Source organism: Mesorhizobium sp. B2-5-11 (assembly GCF_006440835.1).
Lineage (GTDB): Bacteria > Pseudomonadota > Alphaproteobacteria > Rhizobiales > Rhizobiaceae > Mesorhizobium.
Map to the genome: position 1 here is coordinate 547,274 of NZ_VFUK01000001.1, position 16,947 is coordinate 564,220.

Annotated in this window: 14 protein-coding genes and 1 tRNA gene; 3 read left to right on the forward strand and 12 right to left on the reverse strand. The window is 62.6% G+C overall.

What is annotated here, in order from left to right; translation table 11 throughout:
* Positions 1–99 precede the first annotated feature (99 nt).
* From FJ490_RS02740 to FJ490_RS02765, 6 genes are all read right to left on the reverse strand, one after another.
* Positions 100–2,061 (reverse strand): acetyl/propionyl/methylcrotonyl-CoA carboxylase subunit alpha, encoded by a 1,962-nt coding sequence (locus FJ490_RS02740; protein ID WP_140728174.1) that lies wholly within the window; start codon positions 2,059–2,061, stop codon positions 100–102.
* Entirely contained in the window at positions 2,043–2,606 is a 564-nt protein-coding gene (locus tag FJ490_RS02745; RefSeq protein WP_140517990.1) for an O-acetyl-ADP-ribose deacetylase, read from the reverse strand. The genes FJ490_RS02740 and FJ490_RS02745 overlap by 19 nt, the downstream gene beginning before the upstream one ends.
* Before the next feature lies 1 nt (position 2,607).
* A complete protein-coding gene (locus FJ490_RS02750; protein WP_140624518.1) occupies positions 2,608–4,215 on the reverse strand; it encodes a carboxyl transferase domain-containing protein in 1,608 nt (535 codons plus the stop codon).
* Between the two features lies 1 nt (position 4,216).
* Positions 4,217–5,380 (reverse strand): isovaleryl-CoA dehydrogenase, encoded by a 1,164-nt coding sequence (locus FJ490_RS02755; protein WP_140555818.1) that lies wholly within the window; start codon positions 5,378–5,380, stop codon positions 4,217–4,219.
* Between the two features lie 66 nt (positions 5,381–5,446).
* Entirely contained in the window at positions 5,447–6,097 is a 651-nt protein-coding gene (locus FJ490_RS02760) for a TetR/AcrR family transcriptional regulator (RefSeq protein WP_140567723.1), read from the reverse strand.
* 69 nt (positions 6,098–6,166) lie between these two features.
* Entirely contained in the window at positions 6,167–6,451 is a 285-nt protein-coding gene (locus tag FJ490_RS02765; RefSeq protein WP_140494632.1) for an acylphosphatase, read from the reverse strand.
* 166 nt (positions 6,452–6,617) lie between these two features.
* On the opposite strand from FJ490_RS02765, the gene FJ490_RS02770 reads away from it, so the two are divergent.
* Entirely contained in the window at positions 6,618–7,622 is a 1,005-nt protein-coding gene (locus FJ490_RS02770; protein ID WP_140728175.1) for a bifunctional helix-turn-helix transcriptional regulator/GNAT family N-acetyltransferase, read from the forward strand.
* A 36-nt stretch (positions 7,623–7,658) separates the two neighbouring features.
* On the opposite strand, the gene FJ490_RS02775 is transcribed toward FJ490_RS02770, so the two are convergent.
* The 4 genes from FJ490_RS02775 to FJ490_RS02790 all read right to left on the reverse strand — a co-directional run bounded on the left by FJ490_RS02775 (position 7,659) and on the right by FJ490_RS02790 (position 10,764).
* Complete coding sequence (locus FJ490_RS02775) at positions 7,659–8,771, reverse strand: pyridoxal phosphate-dependent aminotransferase (protein WP_140520697.1); 1,113 nt, start codon at positions 8,769–8,771, stop codon at positions 7,659–7,661.
* A gap of 214 nt (positions 8,772–8,985) precedes the next feature.
* The gene (locus tag FJ490_RS02780) at positions 8,986–10,134 is read right to left on the reverse strand and encodes a porin (RefSeq protein ID WP_140520696.1); all 1,149 of its coding nucleotides are present in this window, start codon (positions 10,132–10,134) and stop codon (positions 8,986–8,988) included.
* Between the two features lie 14 nt (positions 10,135–10,148).
* On the reverse strand, positions 10,149–10,499 hold the full coding sequence (locus FJ490_RS02785; RefSeq protein WP_348640071.1) for a GIY-YIG nuclease family protein: 351 nt from the start codon (positions 10,497–10,499) through the stop codon (positions 10,149–10,151).
* Positions 10,500–10,673: 174 nt separating this feature from the next.
* A tRNA-Ser gene (locus tag FJ490_RS02790) sits at positions 10,674–10,764 on the reverse strand.
* A 470-nt stretch (positions 10,765–11,234) separates the two neighbouring features.
* On the opposite strand from FJ490_RS02790, the gene FJ490_RS02795 reads away from it, so the two are divergent.
* Together FJ490_RS02795 and FJ490_RS02800 are read left to right on the forward strand one after the other, a co-directional pair.
* A complete protein-coding gene (locus FJ490_RS02795) occupies positions 11,235–12,377 on the forward strand; it encodes a porin (RefSeq protein WP_140494624.1) in 1,143 nt (380 codons plus the stop codon).
* A 241-nt stretch (positions 12,378–12,618) separates the two neighbouring features.
* Positions 12,619–13,686, forward strand: a complete 1,068-nt coding sequence (locus tag FJ490_RS02800) for a site-specific integrase (RefSeq protein ID WP_224680934.1) — start codon at positions 12,619–12,621, stop codon at positions 13,684–13,686.
* A 134-nt stretch (positions 13,687–13,820) separates the two neighbouring features.
* Here the strand turns inward: FJ490_RS02800 and FJ490_RS02805 are convergent, their stop codons facing one another.
* Together FJ490_RS02805 and FJ490_RS02810 are read right to left on the reverse strand one after the other, a co-directional pair.
* Positions 13,821–14,717 carry an alpha/beta hydrolase gene (locus FJ490_RS02805; RefSeq protein WP_140494621.1) on the reverse strand — a complete coding sequence of 299 codons (897 nt, stop codon included), beginning with the start codon at positions 14,715–14,717 and terminating at the stop codon, positions 13,821–13,823.
* A 175-nt stretch (positions 14,718–14,892) separates the two neighbouring features.
* A complete protein-coding gene (locus FJ490_RS02810) occupies positions 14,893–16,938 on the reverse strand; it encodes a lytic transglycosylase domain-containing protein (RefSeq protein WP_140580881.1) in 2,046 nt (681 codons plus the stop codon).
* Positions 16,939–16,947 lie beyond the last annotated feature (9 nt).

Sequence of the window (16,947 nt, forward strand, 5' to 3'; positions counted from 1 at the left end):
CTGTGTGTCTTGCCATGGACATATAACGGCGGTCGACATTCTACGGCGCCTCTCTCTGTCCGGCAGGACAGGGACGCTTGGCGTCCGGCAGCGAGGCTGTCAGCCTTGCATATCCTCGAACCGCACCAGCACGGTGCCGTCGGTAACCTGTGCGCCCTCGGTGGCGATCTCGGCGATCACGCCATCATGCGGCGCGGCGATGGTATGCTCCATCTTCATCGCCTCGAGGATAAGCAGCAGTTGCCCCTTCATCACAGTATCGCCCTTTGCCGCCCGCACAAGCTTGACCAGTCCCGGCATCGGCGCGCGCAAACTGCCTGACGCCGCCGCCGCATCATCGCCTCTGGCTAACGGGTCCGGCACCGCGAACGTATAGCCGACCGCGCCTTCGAATATCGTGATGTGGCCTGGCCAGCGGGCGAGGCGAGGAATGGCGCGAAGGTCATGCGAATTGGCGCTGTCATAGGGTGCATGGAGCGTCACCTGGGAACGCCGGTCTGGTCGTACCGAAACCCTTGCCAGAATATCGTCCTCGCCAAACTTCAGCCGGATCTGTCGTGCCATGCCATGGAAATGCGTGTAGCCGGCAAGCGACGACCATAAATCGTCCGATGGCGGCAGCGCGCCCGCCCCGGAGGCCGCAATGGCCGCGGCCGCGACCGTTTCGCCGCTCGGCGGCGCAATCTCGGTCAGCGCCTGCTGTTGCCGGCTTATCAGGCCGGTATCGACATCGCCCGCCGAAAAGTCCGGATCGGTCACCAGTGCGGCGAGGAAGGCGGTATTGACGATCGAACCGGCGACTTCGGTTCGCGCAAGCGCCGCGCCGAGTGCCTCCAGCGCAGCCGGCCTGTCCCTGCCATGCACCACCAGCTTGGCGATCATCGGATCATAATAGGGAGAAATGGCGTCGCCGGCCCGCACCCCGGTTTCGACACGCATGGCGGCCCCTTGGGGAACCATGTCGGGAAATTTCAGATGATGCAGCGTGCCGGTCGCAGGCAGAAACTCCCTTGCGGCATCCTCGGCATAGAGGCGCGCCTCGAAGGCGTGGCCGGCTAGCTTTATCTCGCCTTGCGTTTTCGGCAGCTTCTCGCCGGATGCGACCCGCAACTGCCATTCTACCAGATCAGTGCCGGTGACCATCTCGGTGACCGGGTGCTCGACCTGCAACCTCGTGTTCATCTCCATGAACCAGAAGCGGTCAGGCGTCAGGCCTTGCGAGGCATCGACGATGAATTCGATGGTGCCGGCACCGCAGTAGCTGATCGCCTTGGCGGCCTTCACCGCCGCCTCGGTCATCGCCTTGCGTAACGCCTCCGTCATGCCGGGGGCGGGGGCTTCCTCGATAACCTTCTGATGGCGTCGCTGCACCGAGCAGTCGCGTTCGAACAGATGGACGGCATTGCCGAAATTGTCGCCGAAAACCTGCACCTCGATGTGGCGCGGTTTGTCGATATATTTTTCCACCAGTACACGGTCGTCGCCAAAAGCGGATTTCGCCTCGCGTCGTGCGCTCGACAGCGCTTCGGAAAACTCGTCGGGGTGCTCGACCCGGCGCATGCCCTTGCCACCGCCGCCGGCCCGCGCCTTGATCAGCACGGGGTAGCCGATTTCGCGTGCCTTAGAGGCCAGGACCACGATCTCCTGTGCCTCGCCATGGTAGCCCGGCACGACGGGCACGCCGGCCTTTTCCATCAGCCGTTTGGCGGCATCCTTCAGCCCCATGGCGCGGATAGAGGCCGCCGACGGGCCGATGAAGGTGAGCCCCGCGGCCGCCACCTGGTCGACGAAATCAGGATTTTCCGACAGGAAGCCATAGCCGGGATGAACGGCTTGCGAGCCTGTCGCCAAGGCGGCCGCGACGATCTTGTCGCCGCGCAGATAGCTGTCGCTGACAGGCGAGGCACCGATATGTACCGCCTCGTCGGCCATCTCGACATGCAGGGATTTCGCATCGCCATCGGAATAGACGGCAACCGTGCGCACCCCCATCCTGCGCGCCGTGCGGATCACCCGGCATGCGATCTCGCCTCGGTTGGCGATCAGGATCTTTGTGAACATGAAACCTCCGTAGACTGCGTTCGCCTCGAGGAAGCAACGGCCTCACGGTATAGTTCGGCCATTTGTTCGTCGAAGCAGCAGAAGATGACGGTCTGCGGCGTCGTATTTCCGCTCAAGAAGCTATTTACGGCGCCGACTGCAATTGCTGCCGCCTCATCCCTCGGATAGCGGTAGATGCCCGTCGAGATCGCCGGAAAGGCGACCGAGCGGCATTCCTTCTCGGCGGCGATTTCGAGCGAACGCCGATAGCAGGAGGCGAGCAACTCCGCCTCGCCCTTGCCGCCGCCCTGCCAGACTGGACCGACCGTATGGATGACGTAGCGGGCCGGCAGCCGATAGCCCTTGGTCAACTTTGCATCGCCGGTCTTGCAGCCGTTGAGCGTGCGGCATTCGGCGAGGAGTTCCGGCCCCGCCGCCCGGTGAATGGCGCCGTCGACCCCGCCGCCGCCGAGCAGCGAGGAATTGGCCGCGTTGACAATGGCGTCGACATCCAACTTGGTGATGTCGCCCACGTTAATGCGGATCCTGTCCTGCACCTCGCCCATTTCACATCCTGAACACGCCGAAGCGCGTTTCCTCGATCTCCGCGTTGAGCGCGGCCGAGAGGCTGAGCGCCAGCACCTCGCGCGTCTTGGCCGGATCGATGATGCCGTCGTCCCATAACCTTGCGGAGGAATAGAGCGGGTGGCCTTCATGCTCGTATTTCATCAGGATCGGCTTCCTGAACTTCGCTTCTTCCTCAGCGCTCCATTCGCCGCCCTTGCGCTCGATACCCTCGCGCTTGACCATGGCCAGCACCGTCGCCGCCTGCTCGCCGCCCATCACCGAAATGCGGGCGTTCGGCCACATCCACAGGAAGCGGGGCGAGTAGGCGCGCCCGCACATGCCGTAGTTGCCGGCGCCGAACGAGCCGCCGATGATCACGGTGACCTTGGGCACGCGGGCGGTGGCGACTGCCATCACCAGCTTGGCGCCGTCCTTGGCGATGCCGCCTGCCTCATATTTGCGCCCCACCATGAAGCCGGTGATGTTCTGCAGGAACACCAGTGGAATCTTGCGTTGGCAGCACAGTTCGATGAAATGCGCGCCCTTCAGCGCGCTTTCGGAAAACAGCACGCCATTGTTGGCGATGATGCCGACCGGCATGCCGTGGAGATGGGCAAAGCCGGTGACGAGCGTGGTGCCGTAATTCTGCTTGAACTCATCGAACTCCGAACCGTCGACGAGGCGCGCGATCACCTCGCGCACGTCATAGGGCTGGCGCAGATCCGTCGGCACGATGCCGTAGATCTCATCTGCCGGATGAAGCGGCGGAATCGGTTTCTGGACGGCAAGGCTTACGGTCTTGTTCCGATTGAGGTTCTTGATGATGCGCCGGCAGATGGCCAGCGCATGCTCGTCGTCGAGCGCGTAGTGGTCGGCGACGCCGGAGAGCCGTGTATGGACGTCGGCGCCGCCGAGATCCTCGGCGCTGACGTCCTCGCCGGTGGCGGCCTTCACCAGCGGGGGACCGCCGAGGAAGATGGTCGCCTGGTTGCGCACCATGATCGTCTCGTCCGACATTGCCGGCACATAGGCGCCGCCCGCCGTGCACGAACCCATGACGCAGGCGATCTGCGGGATGCCTGAGGCGGACATGTTGGCCTGGTTGTAGAATATGCGCCCGAAATGCTCGCGGTCGGGAAACACCTCGTCCTGGTTGGGCAGGTTGGCGCCGCCGCTGTCGACCAGGTAGACGCAAGGCAGATTGTTCTGCAGCGCGATCTCCTGCGCGCGCAGATGCTTCTTCACCGTCAGCGGGTAATAGGTGCCGCCCTTCACCGTGGCGTCATTGACGACGACCATCACTTCCGTGCCTTCGACGCGCCCGATACCGGCGATGATGCCGGCGGAGGGAATGTCCTCGCCATACATCGACCATGCGGCGAACTGGCCGATCTCGAGAAAGGGCGACCCGGTGTCGAGCAATTGCGCCAGCCGCTCGCGCGGCAGCAGCTTGCCGCGCTCGACGTGTCGCTCGCGCGCCTCTTCCGAGCCACCGCGCTCGACGCTCGCGGCCTTTTCGGCGATATCGCCGACCAGCGCCCGCATGCGTTCGGCATTGGTGTGGAAGGTATCGGAGGAAGGGGAGATCTGGGTCCGGAGGACGGCCATGCTATACCCCCTCCGCCATGATCTCGCGGCCGATCAGCCATCGCCGGATTTCGCTGGTGCCGGCACCGATTTCGTAGAGCTTGGCGTCGCGTAGCAGCCGGCCGGTCGGATAGTCGTTGATGTATCCGTTGCCACCCAGAAGCTGGAGTGCGTCAAGCGTCATCTGCGTTGCTTTTTCGGCGGCAAACAGAATGCAGCCTGCGGCGTCCTTGCGGGTGGTCTGGCCGCGGTCGCAGGCGGCGGCGACCGCGTAGACATAGGCGCGCGCGGCGTTCATCGTCGTGTACATGTCGGCGAGCTTGCCTTGCACCAACTGGAATTCCCCGATCGCCTGGCCGAACTGCTTGCGCTCATGCACATAGGGCACTGCGACGTCGAGACACGCGGCCATCAGGCCGATCGGGCCACCGGCCAGCACCGTGCGCTCATAGTCGAGACCAGACATCAGCACCTCGACGCCACACCCTTCCTCGTGCAGCACGTTGTCGAACGGCACCTCCACATTATCGAAAACCAGTTCGCCGGTGTTGGAGCCGCGCATGCCGAGCTTGTCGAGCTTTTGCGCGACCGAAAATCCGGCAAAGGCCTTTTCGACGATGAAGGCGGTGATACCGCGGGCATGGCGCTCCGGATCGGTCTTGGCATAGACCACCAGCGTCTCGGCGTCCGGGCCGTTGGTGATCCACATCTTGGTGCCGTTGAGCACGTACCGGTCGTTGCGCTTTTCGGCGCGCAGCCTGAGCGAGACGACGTCGGAGCCGGCGCCGGGCTCCGACATGGCCAGCGCGCCGACGCGCTCGCCCGAGCAAAGCGGCGGCAGGAATTTCTCCTTCTGCGCCGGCGTTGCCCAGCGGTTGATCTGGTTGACGCAGAGATTGGAGTGGGCGCCGTAGGACAGGCCGACCGAGGCCGAGGCCCTTGATATCTCCTCAACGGCGATCACGTGCGCGAGATAGCCCATGCCACTGCCGCCGAACTCCGGATCGGCGGTGATGCCGAGGAGGCCGAGATTGCCGAGTTCCGCCCACAGATGCGCCGGGAATTCGTTCGAGCGGTCGATTTCCGCCGCGATCGGCGCGATCCTGTCCTGGGCGAAGCGCCGCACCAGCTCGCGCAATGCCTCGACATCCTCGTCATGCCCGAAGCTGAGCGTGTTCGTGTACATCCGGTTCCTCCTGCCGCATGACCCCCGAAAATCGACTTGGATTTTCGGAAAAGATCATGCGCGAAACTAAAATCCCACGGCGTCGTTTGCGCGTCCAAACGGATGTGCGGCGCTGTAGGTGTCGATCGTCGCGCCGACGAGCCGCATCGTCATCGAAAGATATGTCGCTGTGACTTCTGCGATCGACAGCCGCTCGCCCGGCCGGAACCAGACGATGACACCGGTCATCATCTGGATCAGCGCCATGGCGGTGAGGCCGGTGTCTTCGACGACGAACACGCCTGCCTCGGCGCCGTCACGCAGAATGGCGCGCAGTTCCTTCTCATAGGCCGTGCGCATCCGCAGTATCTGGGTCAGTCTTTCGGGCGACAGGCTGCGCAGCTCCATGTTCGAAACATGCGTCGCATGGCGGCGGGCGATGTGGAAGGCGATGTGGTTCTCGACATAGGCCGAAAGCCGGCTTGCCGGATCGGCATCGGCGGGCCGTGCGGCGTTCCAGGCTGCGATCAGCTCTTCCATATGCTCGCGCATCAGCGTGAACAGCAAATCCTCCTTGGTCGGGAAATAGCGATAAAGCGCGGCTGCCTGCACGCCTACTTCGGATGCCAGCTGGCGCATCGACATCGCCTCATAGCCGAGCCGCGCGATCAGGTTGACCGCCGCCTCGCGGGCTGCCGCCTCGGTCTTCCCGCCATCGGATCCTGTCGTGCGCGCCAAAAGAGCCTCCCTTGTTGCGAATTAATAAAACGAACGTTCAATTAATTCAAGAGGTATGCCGAAGCCGCATCAGGCATCGATCCGGAAGCCGGTAACAGGATTGCTGGATACCGCATCCTCGACGTCAACCCCGGAAACGGACGCTCCCGGCGGTCCTTTCCAAAGCCGGCCGATCATGGTCGAGACGGCTTCGCCTGTGCCGGCAATCTCAGCGGTCACCGAGCCATCCGCTTCATTGCGCACCCAGCCCGCAAGCCCAAGGCTGGCGGCCTGGCTTCGGACCCAGATCCTGTAGCCGACGCCTTGCACCTTGCCGTGGGCCCGCACACGCACTGCCTTGCGATCGTCAGCCATTGCGTCTCTCCCGAGGCTCGTCTGCTGGAATCTGGCGCAGGCGACGGGGAATGCAACAGGCCGGTCGAACGAGGATGGAGGGGGCCCGAGTCGAACTCGAATTTAATTGACTCAGTCCACTAAATTTCTAACACTGTGGCTATCATCATCCAAGGGCTGAACGCAGATGCTGGACCAACGCAGTGCTTTGGTGGCCGATATCAGGCACTTCAACCGTTTCTACACCCGCACTGTCGGCCTTCTCGACGAGACCTTGACGCAGAGCCCGTTCACGCTCACCGAGGCGCGCGTCCTGTTCGAGCTTGGTCATCGGGATCGCCCGGCGGCGGCGGAAATCGCCGGCGAGCGAGGCTTCCTTTCGGAGACATTCGACATCGATGTCGGCCCGGCCGCCTCCGACATCGCCAGGCAACTGCGTCTCGACGCGGCCTATCTGACGCGGATCCTGCGAAAATTCGCCGGCGAAGGCCTGACCGAGACCCGGACCGATCCGGTCGACCGGCGAAGGCGTATCCTGTCGCTGACGGCAAGGGGGCGGGCCGCCCTTGCCGGTCTGCAGGCCGCGGCGGACCGCGACACTTCCCGGCTTATCGAGAACCTGCCCGACCACAGCTTGGCCGAACTCGGCGACGCCTTGCGCAAGGCAGCGGAGCTGCTGGGCGATCCGGCGGCTGAAGGCCAGGCGGCGCCCCCCGTCGTGACGTTGCGTCCGCATCGCGTCGGCGACATTGGCTGGGTGGTTCAGCGTCAGGCCCAGCTCTATGCCGAGGAATATGGCTGGAGCATCGAGTTCGAAGCCTTGGTTGCCGAAATCGGAGCCGACTTCATCCGCAATTTCAAGCCAGGGCGCGATTTCTGCTGGATCGCCGAACGCGCCGGCCTCCCGCTTGGCGCGGTGTTTCTGGTTCACCAGGACGACGAGGTCGCGAAACTGCGGCTGCTGCATGTCGAGGCTGCGGCGCGCGGGTTGGGCATCGGCAAGCGCCTGGTTGCGGAATGCGTGAACCAGGCGCGCGCCTGCGGCTACATCAAGCTCGTTCTGTGGACGAATGACATTCTGGTCGCCGCCCGCGCGATTTATGAGCGCGCCGGGTTCAGACTGGTTTCACAGGAGCGCCATCACAGTTTCGGCAAGGAACTCACCGGCCAGAACTGGGAGCTCGATCTCTAACCGGCCGGCAAGTGTCGCCGCGATGGCAACGCTCGTTTAGTTTCCACGGGCGGCGGCCAGTGCGCCGGGCAGTTCCTCGGCAAAAATGTCAAGCTCGTGGTCCAGTCCGACGCTGACGCGGATGCAACGATCGAGCCCCGGCGCCATCGGCTTGCGGATGAAGACGTCGCGCGACAACAGGCCTTGCAGGATCTTCAGCGCGAAAGCGCCGTCGCGGCAGCAATCGATGGTGACGAAATTGGTCGCCGACGGCAGGGGCGTCAGCCCGTTCTGTTCGGCTATCTGCGCGATGCGCCGGCGCCCTGCCGCCACCCGCGCCACCACTGAATCCAGATAATCCTGGTCGGCGAGCGCCTCGACGCCCGCCACCTGCGCCATGCGGCTGACGCCGTAGTGGTTGCGGATCTTCTCGAAATCGCTGATCACCTGGGCCTCGGCGACCGCATAGCCGCAGCGTATGCCGGCAAGCCCGTAAGCTTTCGAAAAGGTGCGCATGCGGATGACGTTCGGCCGCGAGACGTCGATGGGCGGCAGTGCGGAGGCCGGCCCCAATTCTCCATAGGCTTCATCGAGCACGAGCATGGTGGTTTCCGGCAGCGCTTCGATGAAGCGCGTCAGCTCGGCCGCTTCCCACCAGCTCCCCATGGGGTTGTCCGGATTGGACAGATAGACCAGCGGCGCTTTCTCCCTGGCGGCCGCAGCCAGCAGCCCTTCCAAATCCTCGTGGTCGTTCGCATAGGGCACGGTGACAAGCCTTCCGCCGACACCGGCAATGTGGAAGTTGAAGGTGGGATAGGCGCCGAGCGAGGTGACCACCGCATCGCCAGGCGCAACATACATGCGCGCCACCAGACCAAGCAGGCCATCGATGCCTTCGCCGACCACGACGTTCTCGACCTTGAGATTATGATGCGCTGCCGCGGCCACCTTCAGGTCGTGATTGTCCGGATCGCAATACATCCACATGTCGCGCGCGATCTCGGCCATCCGGGCGATGACGCGCGGCGAGGGTCCGAAGCTGCTCTCATTGGCGCCGATGCGGGCGCGGAATGCACGCCCGCGCTCGCGCTCCTGCGCTTCGGGGCCGACAAACGGCACGGTCGACGGAAGCGCTGCAACGAGCGGCATAAGGGGAGGGCGCAGACGCATGGCAAAAGCTCGCGTGAGGGAAGGGGCTTCTTGCTAGCGCGGTCAGTAGGCGGGTGCAAGTTGCGCGCAATGAGCAATCGTTGCCGCCCGCCTGATCCAAACACCTGATGCATCCCAGAGCAATCATCGTCCGCTGCGGAATCGCGCAGTCGAAACTCCCAATGAAAAAACCCGGCGGTTGCCCGCCGGGTTTCTATATTCGAAGCGATAGCTGTTAGAACGAGCGCTGGAAGCGGAGCATGCCGCCGACGCTGTTCTTCTTATCGGCAGGCGTAAACGATGGGTTGACGAAGCCAGCATCGTCAAACCGGCCGGCATGGAGGTAGTCGACTTCGGCCGTGACGGTGAAGCCGGGAACGACGTCATAAGCAACGTTCGCCGCAACGCCGACGTTCTTCCAGTCGTCAGCAGACACCTGAAGGTTGAACGAGGTCTTCTCGTTGAACTTGTAGGTGCCGCCGCCCCAGACTGCCCAGTTGCCGCCCCACGCCTTGTAGAAGCCGCGACCATGGGCTTCGACAAAATTGCCGGCGTCGTCGTTGAGGTTGTCATCGGTGCCGTAGCCGCCCATGATGAACAGCGACAGTGCGTCGCTGACATTGACGTCCAAGCGAACCTTGCCGGCGACTTCCTCGTAATTGCTGTCATAAGCGACGACGCCGGTGATGGCGCCCCAACCCTGCGTATACTTCACGCCGCCGACGACATGCGGAACATAGCTGTCGATCGTGTCGGTACCGGTGCCTTCTTCGAGCGAGACCACGGCCGAGAAGCCATTGCCCGCGTCGAAGTAGTACTGGACGACGTTGGTGTCGAAATCGCCGTAAGGAACCAGCGTATCCTGGATCACGTTGCCGGCGTAGCCGACGAACGTATCGAAGGCCGATTCGTCCTTACCAACCCGGAGACCACCGAGCTGGATCCAGGCGAAGTTCAGCGAGACGTCCCGGTTGTGGGCGGCGTTGATCGGCTCGTCGAAGGCATTGTCGTCGCCGAAGTTGAAGCGGGTCTCGGTGTAGGTCTTCAACGTGCCGAGTTCGGTTTCCTGGCCGGTCCAGGTCTTCAGCGTGAAGCGCGTGTTCTTGTAGTAGGTGTTGTGGTCGTCGCCATCCTGGTGATCGGCAGCCTTCGCACCGTCGAACGAGCCGGTGTCGCCCACGCCGATGTCGTAACGGACATAGCCGCCGACGCGCAGGCAGGTCTCGGTGCCGGGGATGTAGAAGTAGCCAGCGCCGTAGACGTCGCAAATCTTGACGTATTCAGCGGGCTCCGGCTCGGCGACGACGACGGCGTCGGCGGCGCGCGCACCGGAAACTGCGATCAGGGCCGCAGCGGAGCCGAGAAGAAGGCTCTTGATGTTCATTTTCTGACCTCCAGTCAGAATCGAACGAAACAACCGTTTTGGTGGTGCGTGTTTTTGCAGCAAACAATTGGTATTGCTGCGTTTTTCCGGGAATCCCTGGGTTTTTTCACAAGGAAGGGGCATTCACCACAGACGTTTGCTGGCGAAGGCGTGCCCGGAACCGGATTTGAGATAACGCTCAATGAAGTCGCCTTGGCTTGATTCGAGAACGCCACATAGGTGACGATCTGCCATGGCAGGAACTTGGATGTGTGACTGGATTTTCCGTCATTGTGCTCGGCAAGCCGTCGCTTCAAGTCGGACGTGATGCCGACATAACGCTCACCGTCGGCAGTCTTGCTTTCCAGCAGGTATACATACCACACGACCGGCCCTCCTTTGCCAAGGCTTCGGAGGGCATCCTGCTTCGCGCTGAGGGTATTGCCAATCCTGCTTTTGCAAGCTTGCGGCCCTCCTTCGCCGAGGCTTCGGAGGGCATCCTGCTTCGCGCTGAGGTCTGGTCTGGGCTTGTCCTGCGAAGCTCGAAGAGCGAAGCAGGATGGCGGAGAGGATGGGATTCGAACCCACGAGAAGCTTTTGACCTCTACTCCCTTAGCAGGGGAGCGCCTTCGACCACTCGGCCACCTCTCCGTTGCGCCGCTGGATAAAGAAAAGCGCCGGCACAATCAACAAGCCCCAGCCAATATCTCGGAAAAAGAAGCCATTATACGGAAAAATAAGAACGCACCGGCCTGCGGCCTTCCGCGATGCGGCGGTTCTGCGGCGATTCCCTGGCTGGCGGCTCAAGGCCTCGCCATGATTCCGTCAGCCGATCGCCGGATTCGCCCGTAAACAAGGGGCTGGGGCGGGCCGAAGGTTAATGAGAGCTTTCTGAGTGAGGCCAAATCGTGTCATTTGTGCAACAACGCTGGGGGATAGCAGCCGCACAGCCCTTTCGCCGGTACGATCGTGGTTGAACCCCGTCTGCTCATGGGTAATGTCGATTTCGAAGGAGCGGCGCGGTGCGCATCTTTTTCGGTAGTGGGGATGGGGCAGGGAACGCTGTCCTTCAGCAAAGAATACCCAGACCCGTTTTTTAACTTTTGACTGGAGGTCAGAAAATGAACATCAAGAGCCTTCTTCTCGGCTCCGCTGCGGCCCTGATCGCAGTTTCCGGTGCGCGCGCCGCCGACGCCGTCGTCGTCGCCGAGCCGGAGCCCGCTGAATACGTCAAGATTTGCGACGTCTACGGCGCTGGCTACTTCTACATCCCCGGCACCGAGACCTGCCTGCGCATCGGCGGCTACATCCGTTATGACATCGGCGGCGGCGACGTCGGCACGTTCAACGGTTCGAAGACTGCGGACCACCAGGACGGCTCGGTAAATGATGCCTGGCACAAAAATGCCCGCTTCACGCTGAAGACCTGGACCGGCCAGGAAACCGAGCTCGGCACCTTGAAGACCTACACCGAGACCCGCTTCAACTTCGGCAACGACAACGCAATCGAGCCGTTCAACACCGCCCATAACAAGGACGTCTCGCTGAACTTCGCCTGGATCCAGCTCGGTGGTCTCCGCGTTGGTAAGGACGAATCGGCCTTCGATACGTTCGTCGGCTACGCCGGCAACGTGATCCAGGATACGCTGGTTCCTTACGGCGATTTCGACACCAACGTCGTCCAGTACTACTTCGACGCTGGCAACGGCTTCTCGGCCGTGGTCTCGCTCGAAGAAGGCGCGGGCGTTGTCGGCACGATCGACAGCTACGTTCCGCATGTCGTCGGCGGTCTGAAGTGGACGCAGGGCTGGGGCGCCATCAGCGGTGTCGTCGCTTATGACAGCAACTACGAAGAAGTTGCCGGCAAGGTTCGCTTGGACGTGAACGTCAACGACGCACTGTCGCTGTGGGTCATGGGCGGTTACGGCACCGATGACAACCTCAACGACGACGCCGGCAATTTTGTCGACGCCCATGGTCGCGGTTTCTACAAGCAGTGGGGCGGCAACTGGGCTGTCTGGGGCGGCGGTACCTACAAGTTCAACGAGAAGACCTCGTTCAACGCACAGGTGTCGTATGACGATTGGAAGAACCTGGGCATCGCGGCGAACATCGCCTACGACGTCGTCCCGGGCTTCACGGTCACGGCCGAAGTCGACTACCTCAATGCAGGCAGGTTCGACGACGCCGACTTCTCCAACTGGACCGGCGCCGACAAGAAGAGCAGCATCGGCGGTATCCTCCGCTTCCAGCGCTCGTTCTAAGGGCTGGTTCCATACAGGTGAAATCCAGCCCGGGCGCATCAACGCCCGGGCTGTTTTTGTTTCGTGACTGGATCAAGGCAAACAGAAGGAACAGGGGGTAACGGTAGCTGAATAGAGTCCGTGGGATGGTTTCGTGGGATCCGCTGATGGCGGATGAAATCACAACTGCGTGATTCAAATCTCTTGAAAGGACGCTCCCAAGCGGATAGGGCTGAATCTATCCCACTCGGGGGTGTGGCAAATGATGACGACCGAAGCGATTCAAGAGGGCGAGCCCTCCGATCATTTTTCGATGTTTTCTTCTCAGAACTCAAAGTTTAACTACACCTACAATAGGATACGAGAAGTAAAATCGCATAGGGTTGGAGATCTTTTTTCAGCATATCGAGATATATTGTGGGATGATGGGCGACATAAATACAATGTCAGCTCGTTCATCGGCGAGATAGACGAGATTCTGCTCGGGGAGCGTTTCAGCGCCTTTGACCAGAGTACCCTGGACAACCTTATCGGCACCTTGCGCCAGCGCGGCAACAGCAACGCAACCATCAATCGGAAGATGGCTGCCCTCAGCAAACTGCTGCGCAAGGCCTACAAGATGGGAGATATCCACAGCCTGCCCGAGTTCCGCCGCCAGAAGGAGCGGTCGGGACGGATTCGTTTCCTTGAAAGGGACGAGGAGGCCAGGCTGTTTGCTGCCATCAGGAGCCGCAGCGAGGATGCCTACCGGCTTTCCGTCTTCCTGGTCGACACTGGCTGCCGCCTTGGCGAGGCGCTCGGGCTGATCTGGAACGACATCCAGGAGCATCGCGTCTCCTTCTGGATCACCAAGTCCGGCCGCAGCCGCACCATTCCGATGACCGAGCGTGTCAAGGAAGTGATCAAGCTGCCTCCCGGCGAAGGCCGTCGGCCGAAAGGCCCGTTCACCACATTCAGCCAGGCTCAATACCGTGCCATCTGGAACGATGCGAAGGCCGAAGTCGGTCTGGCCGCCGACGATCAGGTGGTGCCGCACATTCTGCGCCATACCTGCGCCTCGCGTCTTGTTCAGGGCGGTATCGACATCAGGCGCGTGCAGATGTGGCTCGGCCACCAGACCCTGTCGATGACGATGCGCTATGCGCATCTGGCCACCAATGACCTCGACGGCTGCGTCACCGTGCTGGAAGTACCCCGGTCTGGCGGCGTCGACAGCATGAAGGCAGCGCCCGAACCGTCGCCTCGTGCTGCGGCGCGCGGTGCGTCAGACGAACCGCCTGCCGTGAAGACCCCGGCTAAGGCAATGAAGAAGGCCTCAAAGTCCCGATAAGTTCACGCTTTGAAGACGCTGTGGACAACCAATTCCGTGGATCTCCCGATCTGCGGGTTATTCGAGGCATGCTATTCCGGCTTCGGAACCTACCTTGGTCGCCCTGCTGTCGTTTGCCTCGCCGGCAACGGTTTTTAAAGGCGAGTCGGCAGCCGCTCGGCTCTGTCGAGGAAAGCGGCGATGTCGCCCGGCAAGGTTCCGGTTTCGAGAAAAGGGGCGTGACCCTGGCCTTCGACGGTGATCGTCTGCATTGCCGGATGGCGCTCCCGCATCTGCCGCTGTGTGCCCACCGACAGCAAACTCGAATTGGCGCCGCGTATGGCGAGCATGGGAAGGGCCGACAGGGCGTCGAATTGCGGCCACAGCGCCGGCAGCGGCTGCGTCAGGTCGAGATTTGCAACCGTGTCGACCAGCTTCGGGTCGAAATCCGGCAGCAGGCCCTGATCCGTTTCGCGGTAGAGCGCCAGCACCATGCGCTCCCAGTCCGCATCGGCGAGCGCTGAAAAATCCCGGCCGTGAACGCGGCGCTGGGCTGCCACTGCTTCGGCGAAGGTCTTCGGCTTCGGTTTGCGTTCGAGATACGACTGGATATGGGCAAGGCCGGCCGGCTCGATCACCGGTCCGATATCGTTCAGCACGATCGCTTTCAATATGGCCGGCCGCAGCGCACCCAGGACGTGAATGATCAGGCCGCCGCGCGAGGTGCCGACGAAGGCGGCTTCCTCGATTCCCAATGCCGCCAGTCCGGCAAGAATGTCGCCGGCTTCGACGCCGACATTGTAGCGGCTGACATCGGGATCATAATCGGACTGCCCGCGGCCGCGATAGTCAAAGGCGACGACCTTGCGTGGGCTTCCCGCTTTGCCGGCCAAATAGAGCGCGAGTTCGTGGAAGTCGCGTGCATTGCGGGTGAGCCCGGGCAGACAGACGACTGGCCAATGTCGCGAATTTGCGTCGCCATAGATCCGGGCATGGAGCTTCAGCCCATTGGGTCCCGCGTAGAAGAAATCGGAGAAACCTTCGCTCGCCATTGGAATGCTGCCCCTTGCTCTCGCCGGATGGTCCGTCTGCTACAGGCGAGGGAAGGGATGGTCAAATGGAGCAGTTACTTCTCCTCTTGCGGGCCGAAGGTGGCGAGGCCCTTCACTCAGCCAAGGCGAGTAGATCCGCGCGAGGCCAACTCCTCTCGCAAGGAAACGAAAGCCGTCAACTTCGCCCGTTCACAAGATCTCCCACAATGTCATACTTGCCGGAAATGCGCATTTTGTAGACCTCGTAGTTCTCCATCACGCGCTGTACGTAACTTCTTGTTTCCGTGTAAGGAATCCGTTCGATCCAGTCGACGACAGCGTCGATGTCCTTGCCGCGCGGATCGCCGTATTTCGCCACCCATTGGGCAGCGCGGCTGGGGCCGGCATTGTAGCCGGCGAAGGTCAGCACATAGGAGCCGTTGAAGCGGTCGAGCTGCTGGCCGAGGAAGGCTGAGCCCAGCGTCGCATTGTAGCCGGCATCGGTGGTCAGGCGTGCCTGAGAGAATTGCAGCCCGGCCTTCTTCGCCAGTTGCTTGGCGGTTGCCGGCATCAGCTGCAGCAGCCCGCGCGCGCCGGCGCTGGATATGGCGGCGATGTTGAATTCGCTTTCCTGGCGGGCGATGGCATAGGCCAGCGCCTTGCCCGAACCGGAAATATCGGCGCTATCGGGGATGACCCCCAAAGGATGCGACAGCGCGCCGACGTCGATGCCACGCGCGCCGGCGATCTTGCCGATCTTGAGCGACATGAAGTGGTTGCCCTGCTTTTCCGCCAGCACGGCCAACAGCGCCAGTTCGCCCGGGCTGGTCAACTGTCCTGCAAGGTCACGATAGAGCGTCTCGGCATAGCGGTCGTAGCCCGCCTCCTGCAACCGCTTGATGGCGGCGACGGCTTCGCGGCCGACGAAACTCTGGCGATCGGCGGCGCTCGGCGTGGGATAGGCGATGTTCAGCGCCGGGCGACCAATGCGCTCGGCGGCGAGCTGGCCGTAGAATGTCGTGCCGTAGGCCGCCGCGCGCGCAAAATAATCCTTTGCGTTACCCGGGCCACCAACTTCGGCGGCGCGGCCGAGCCAGTAATAGGCGCGCGACAATGTCATCGGTCCCTGGGCAAGGTCGGCGATGCGCGCGAAATGGGTTGCCGCAAGCCTGGGATCGTTCAGGCCGCGCAGAGCGTACCAGCCGGCATGGAATTCGGCTTCGGCGGCGTTCGCGGTGCTTTCGGCCGCATGCATGGCGACGATCTTGTAGGCAGCCTTCATGTCACCCTTGTCGACCAGCTCGCGCGACAGTACCCGGCGCTCCACCCACCAGGCATCCGGGTCGACCAGCGCTTCGCGATCCGTCGGCGCCTTCATCACGATGGCGGCGGCGTCGGCAATATTGTCTTGCTTGCGCAGATATTCGGCTTGCGCGAAGAAATAGCCGGCCGAACGCTGTGAAGGCGGTACCGCCTTGAGCAGCTTGGGGGTGTTCTTGTCGCCCTTGTCGGCCGCCGCCCAGGCGGTGGCCAGTTGCTCCGCTTGCGCCGGGCCGGCGACGCGCTGCGCCGCGCCGACCCGGTCGGCGTAGAACATGCGCTCCATGCGGAATCGGTGATCGGCGGCCGGGATCAGCCCGCCGAACTCCTTGATCAGCGCTGTCTCGTCCTTGGCCTCCAGGATCGCGGTGCGCCAGAACGGCACCAGCACCGAACGCGCCGCCTCTGCCTTGCCCAGCGCCATATAGGCGCGGGCAAGAAGCATCACGCCTTCGAATGTCTGCGGCTGGCTGCCGTCGAACGCCTGCACAACGATGTCGGGGGCGGGGTTCTCGCGATAGAGTGCGCGTTCGCTGTTCTTGCGCAGCGCGGTTGTCCCCGGCCAGTTGGGCAACATCTTCGCTGCGGCCGCGATGTCGCCGCTCGGCACCTTGTCGCCGCCATAAAGCGCGATTGCCCAGGCAAGGATGTGCTGGTCGAGCGAACGGGCGGGAAGGGCATCGCGCGCGGCGCGGGCACCGGGAATGTCGCCCGCCGCCAGTGCGTCCAGACCGCTCTTCAACTGCACGACGCTGTCAGAGAGGGCCGTATCGCGTGGACCCGCATCTTGCGAGCCTTGCATGCCGGGTATCGGGATGGCCGATGTCAACTGCACGTCGACGCTGCCGCCGATCGCCATCTCCGGCATCAGCGCGACGACCGCGCCCAGGAGCGCGAAAAGATGAGGCCGCCTAGTCGGCATCGTTCAGCC

Excerpts from the sequence above, each read along its gene's own strand:
- FJ490_RS02740 (WP_140728174.1), bottom strand. The coding sequence starts at position 2,061 with ATGTTCACAAAGATCCTGATCGCCAACCGAGGCGAGATCGCATGCCGG.
- FJ490_RS02745 (WP_140517990.1), bottom strand. The coding sequence starts at position 2,606 with ATGGGCGAGGTGCAGGACAGGATCCGCATTAACGTGGGCGACATCACC.
- FJ490_RS02750 (WP_140624518.1), bottom strand. The coding sequence starts at position 4,215 with ATGGCCGTCCTCCGGACCCAGATCTCCCCTTCCTCCGATACCTTCCAC.
- FJ490_RS02755 (WP_140555818.1), bottom strand. The coding sequence starts at position 5,380 with ATGTACACGAACACGCTCAGCTTCGGGCATGACGAGGATGTCGAGGCA.
- FJ490_RS02765 (WP_140494632.1), bottom strand. The coding sequence starts at position 6,451 with ATGGCTGACGATCGCAAGGCAGTGCGTGTGCGGGCCCACGGCAAGGTG.
- FJ490_RS02770 (WP_140728175.1), top strand. The coding sequence starts at position 6,618 with ATGCTGGACCAACGCAGTGCTTTGGTGGCCGATATCAGGCACTTCAAC.
- FJ490_RS02775 (WP_140520697.1), bottom strand. The coding sequence starts at position 8,771 with ATGCGTCTGCGCCCTCCCCTTATGCCGCTCGTTGCAGCGCTTCCGTCG.
- FJ490_RS02780 (WP_140520696.1), bottom strand. The coding sequence starts at position 10,134 with ATGAACATCAAGAGCCTTCTTCTCGGCTCCGCTGCGGCCCTGATCGCA.
- FJ490_RS02795 (WP_140494624.1), top strand. The coding sequence starts at position 11,235 with ATGAACATCAAGAGCCTTCTTCTCGGCTCCGCTGCGGCCCTGATCGCA.
- FJ490_RS02800 (WP_224680934.1), top strand. The coding sequence starts at position 12,619 with ATGATGACGACCGAAGCGATTCAAGAGGGCGAGCCCTCCGATCATTTT.
- FJ490_RS02805 (WP_140494621.1), bottom strand. The coding sequence starts at position 14,717 with ATGGCGAGCGAAGGTTTCTCCGATTTCTTCTACGCGGGACCCAATGGG.
- FJ490_RS02810 (WP_140580881.1), bottom strand. The coding sequence starts at position 16,938 with ATGCCGACTAGGCGGCCTCATCTTTTCGCGCTCCTGGGCGCGGTCGTC.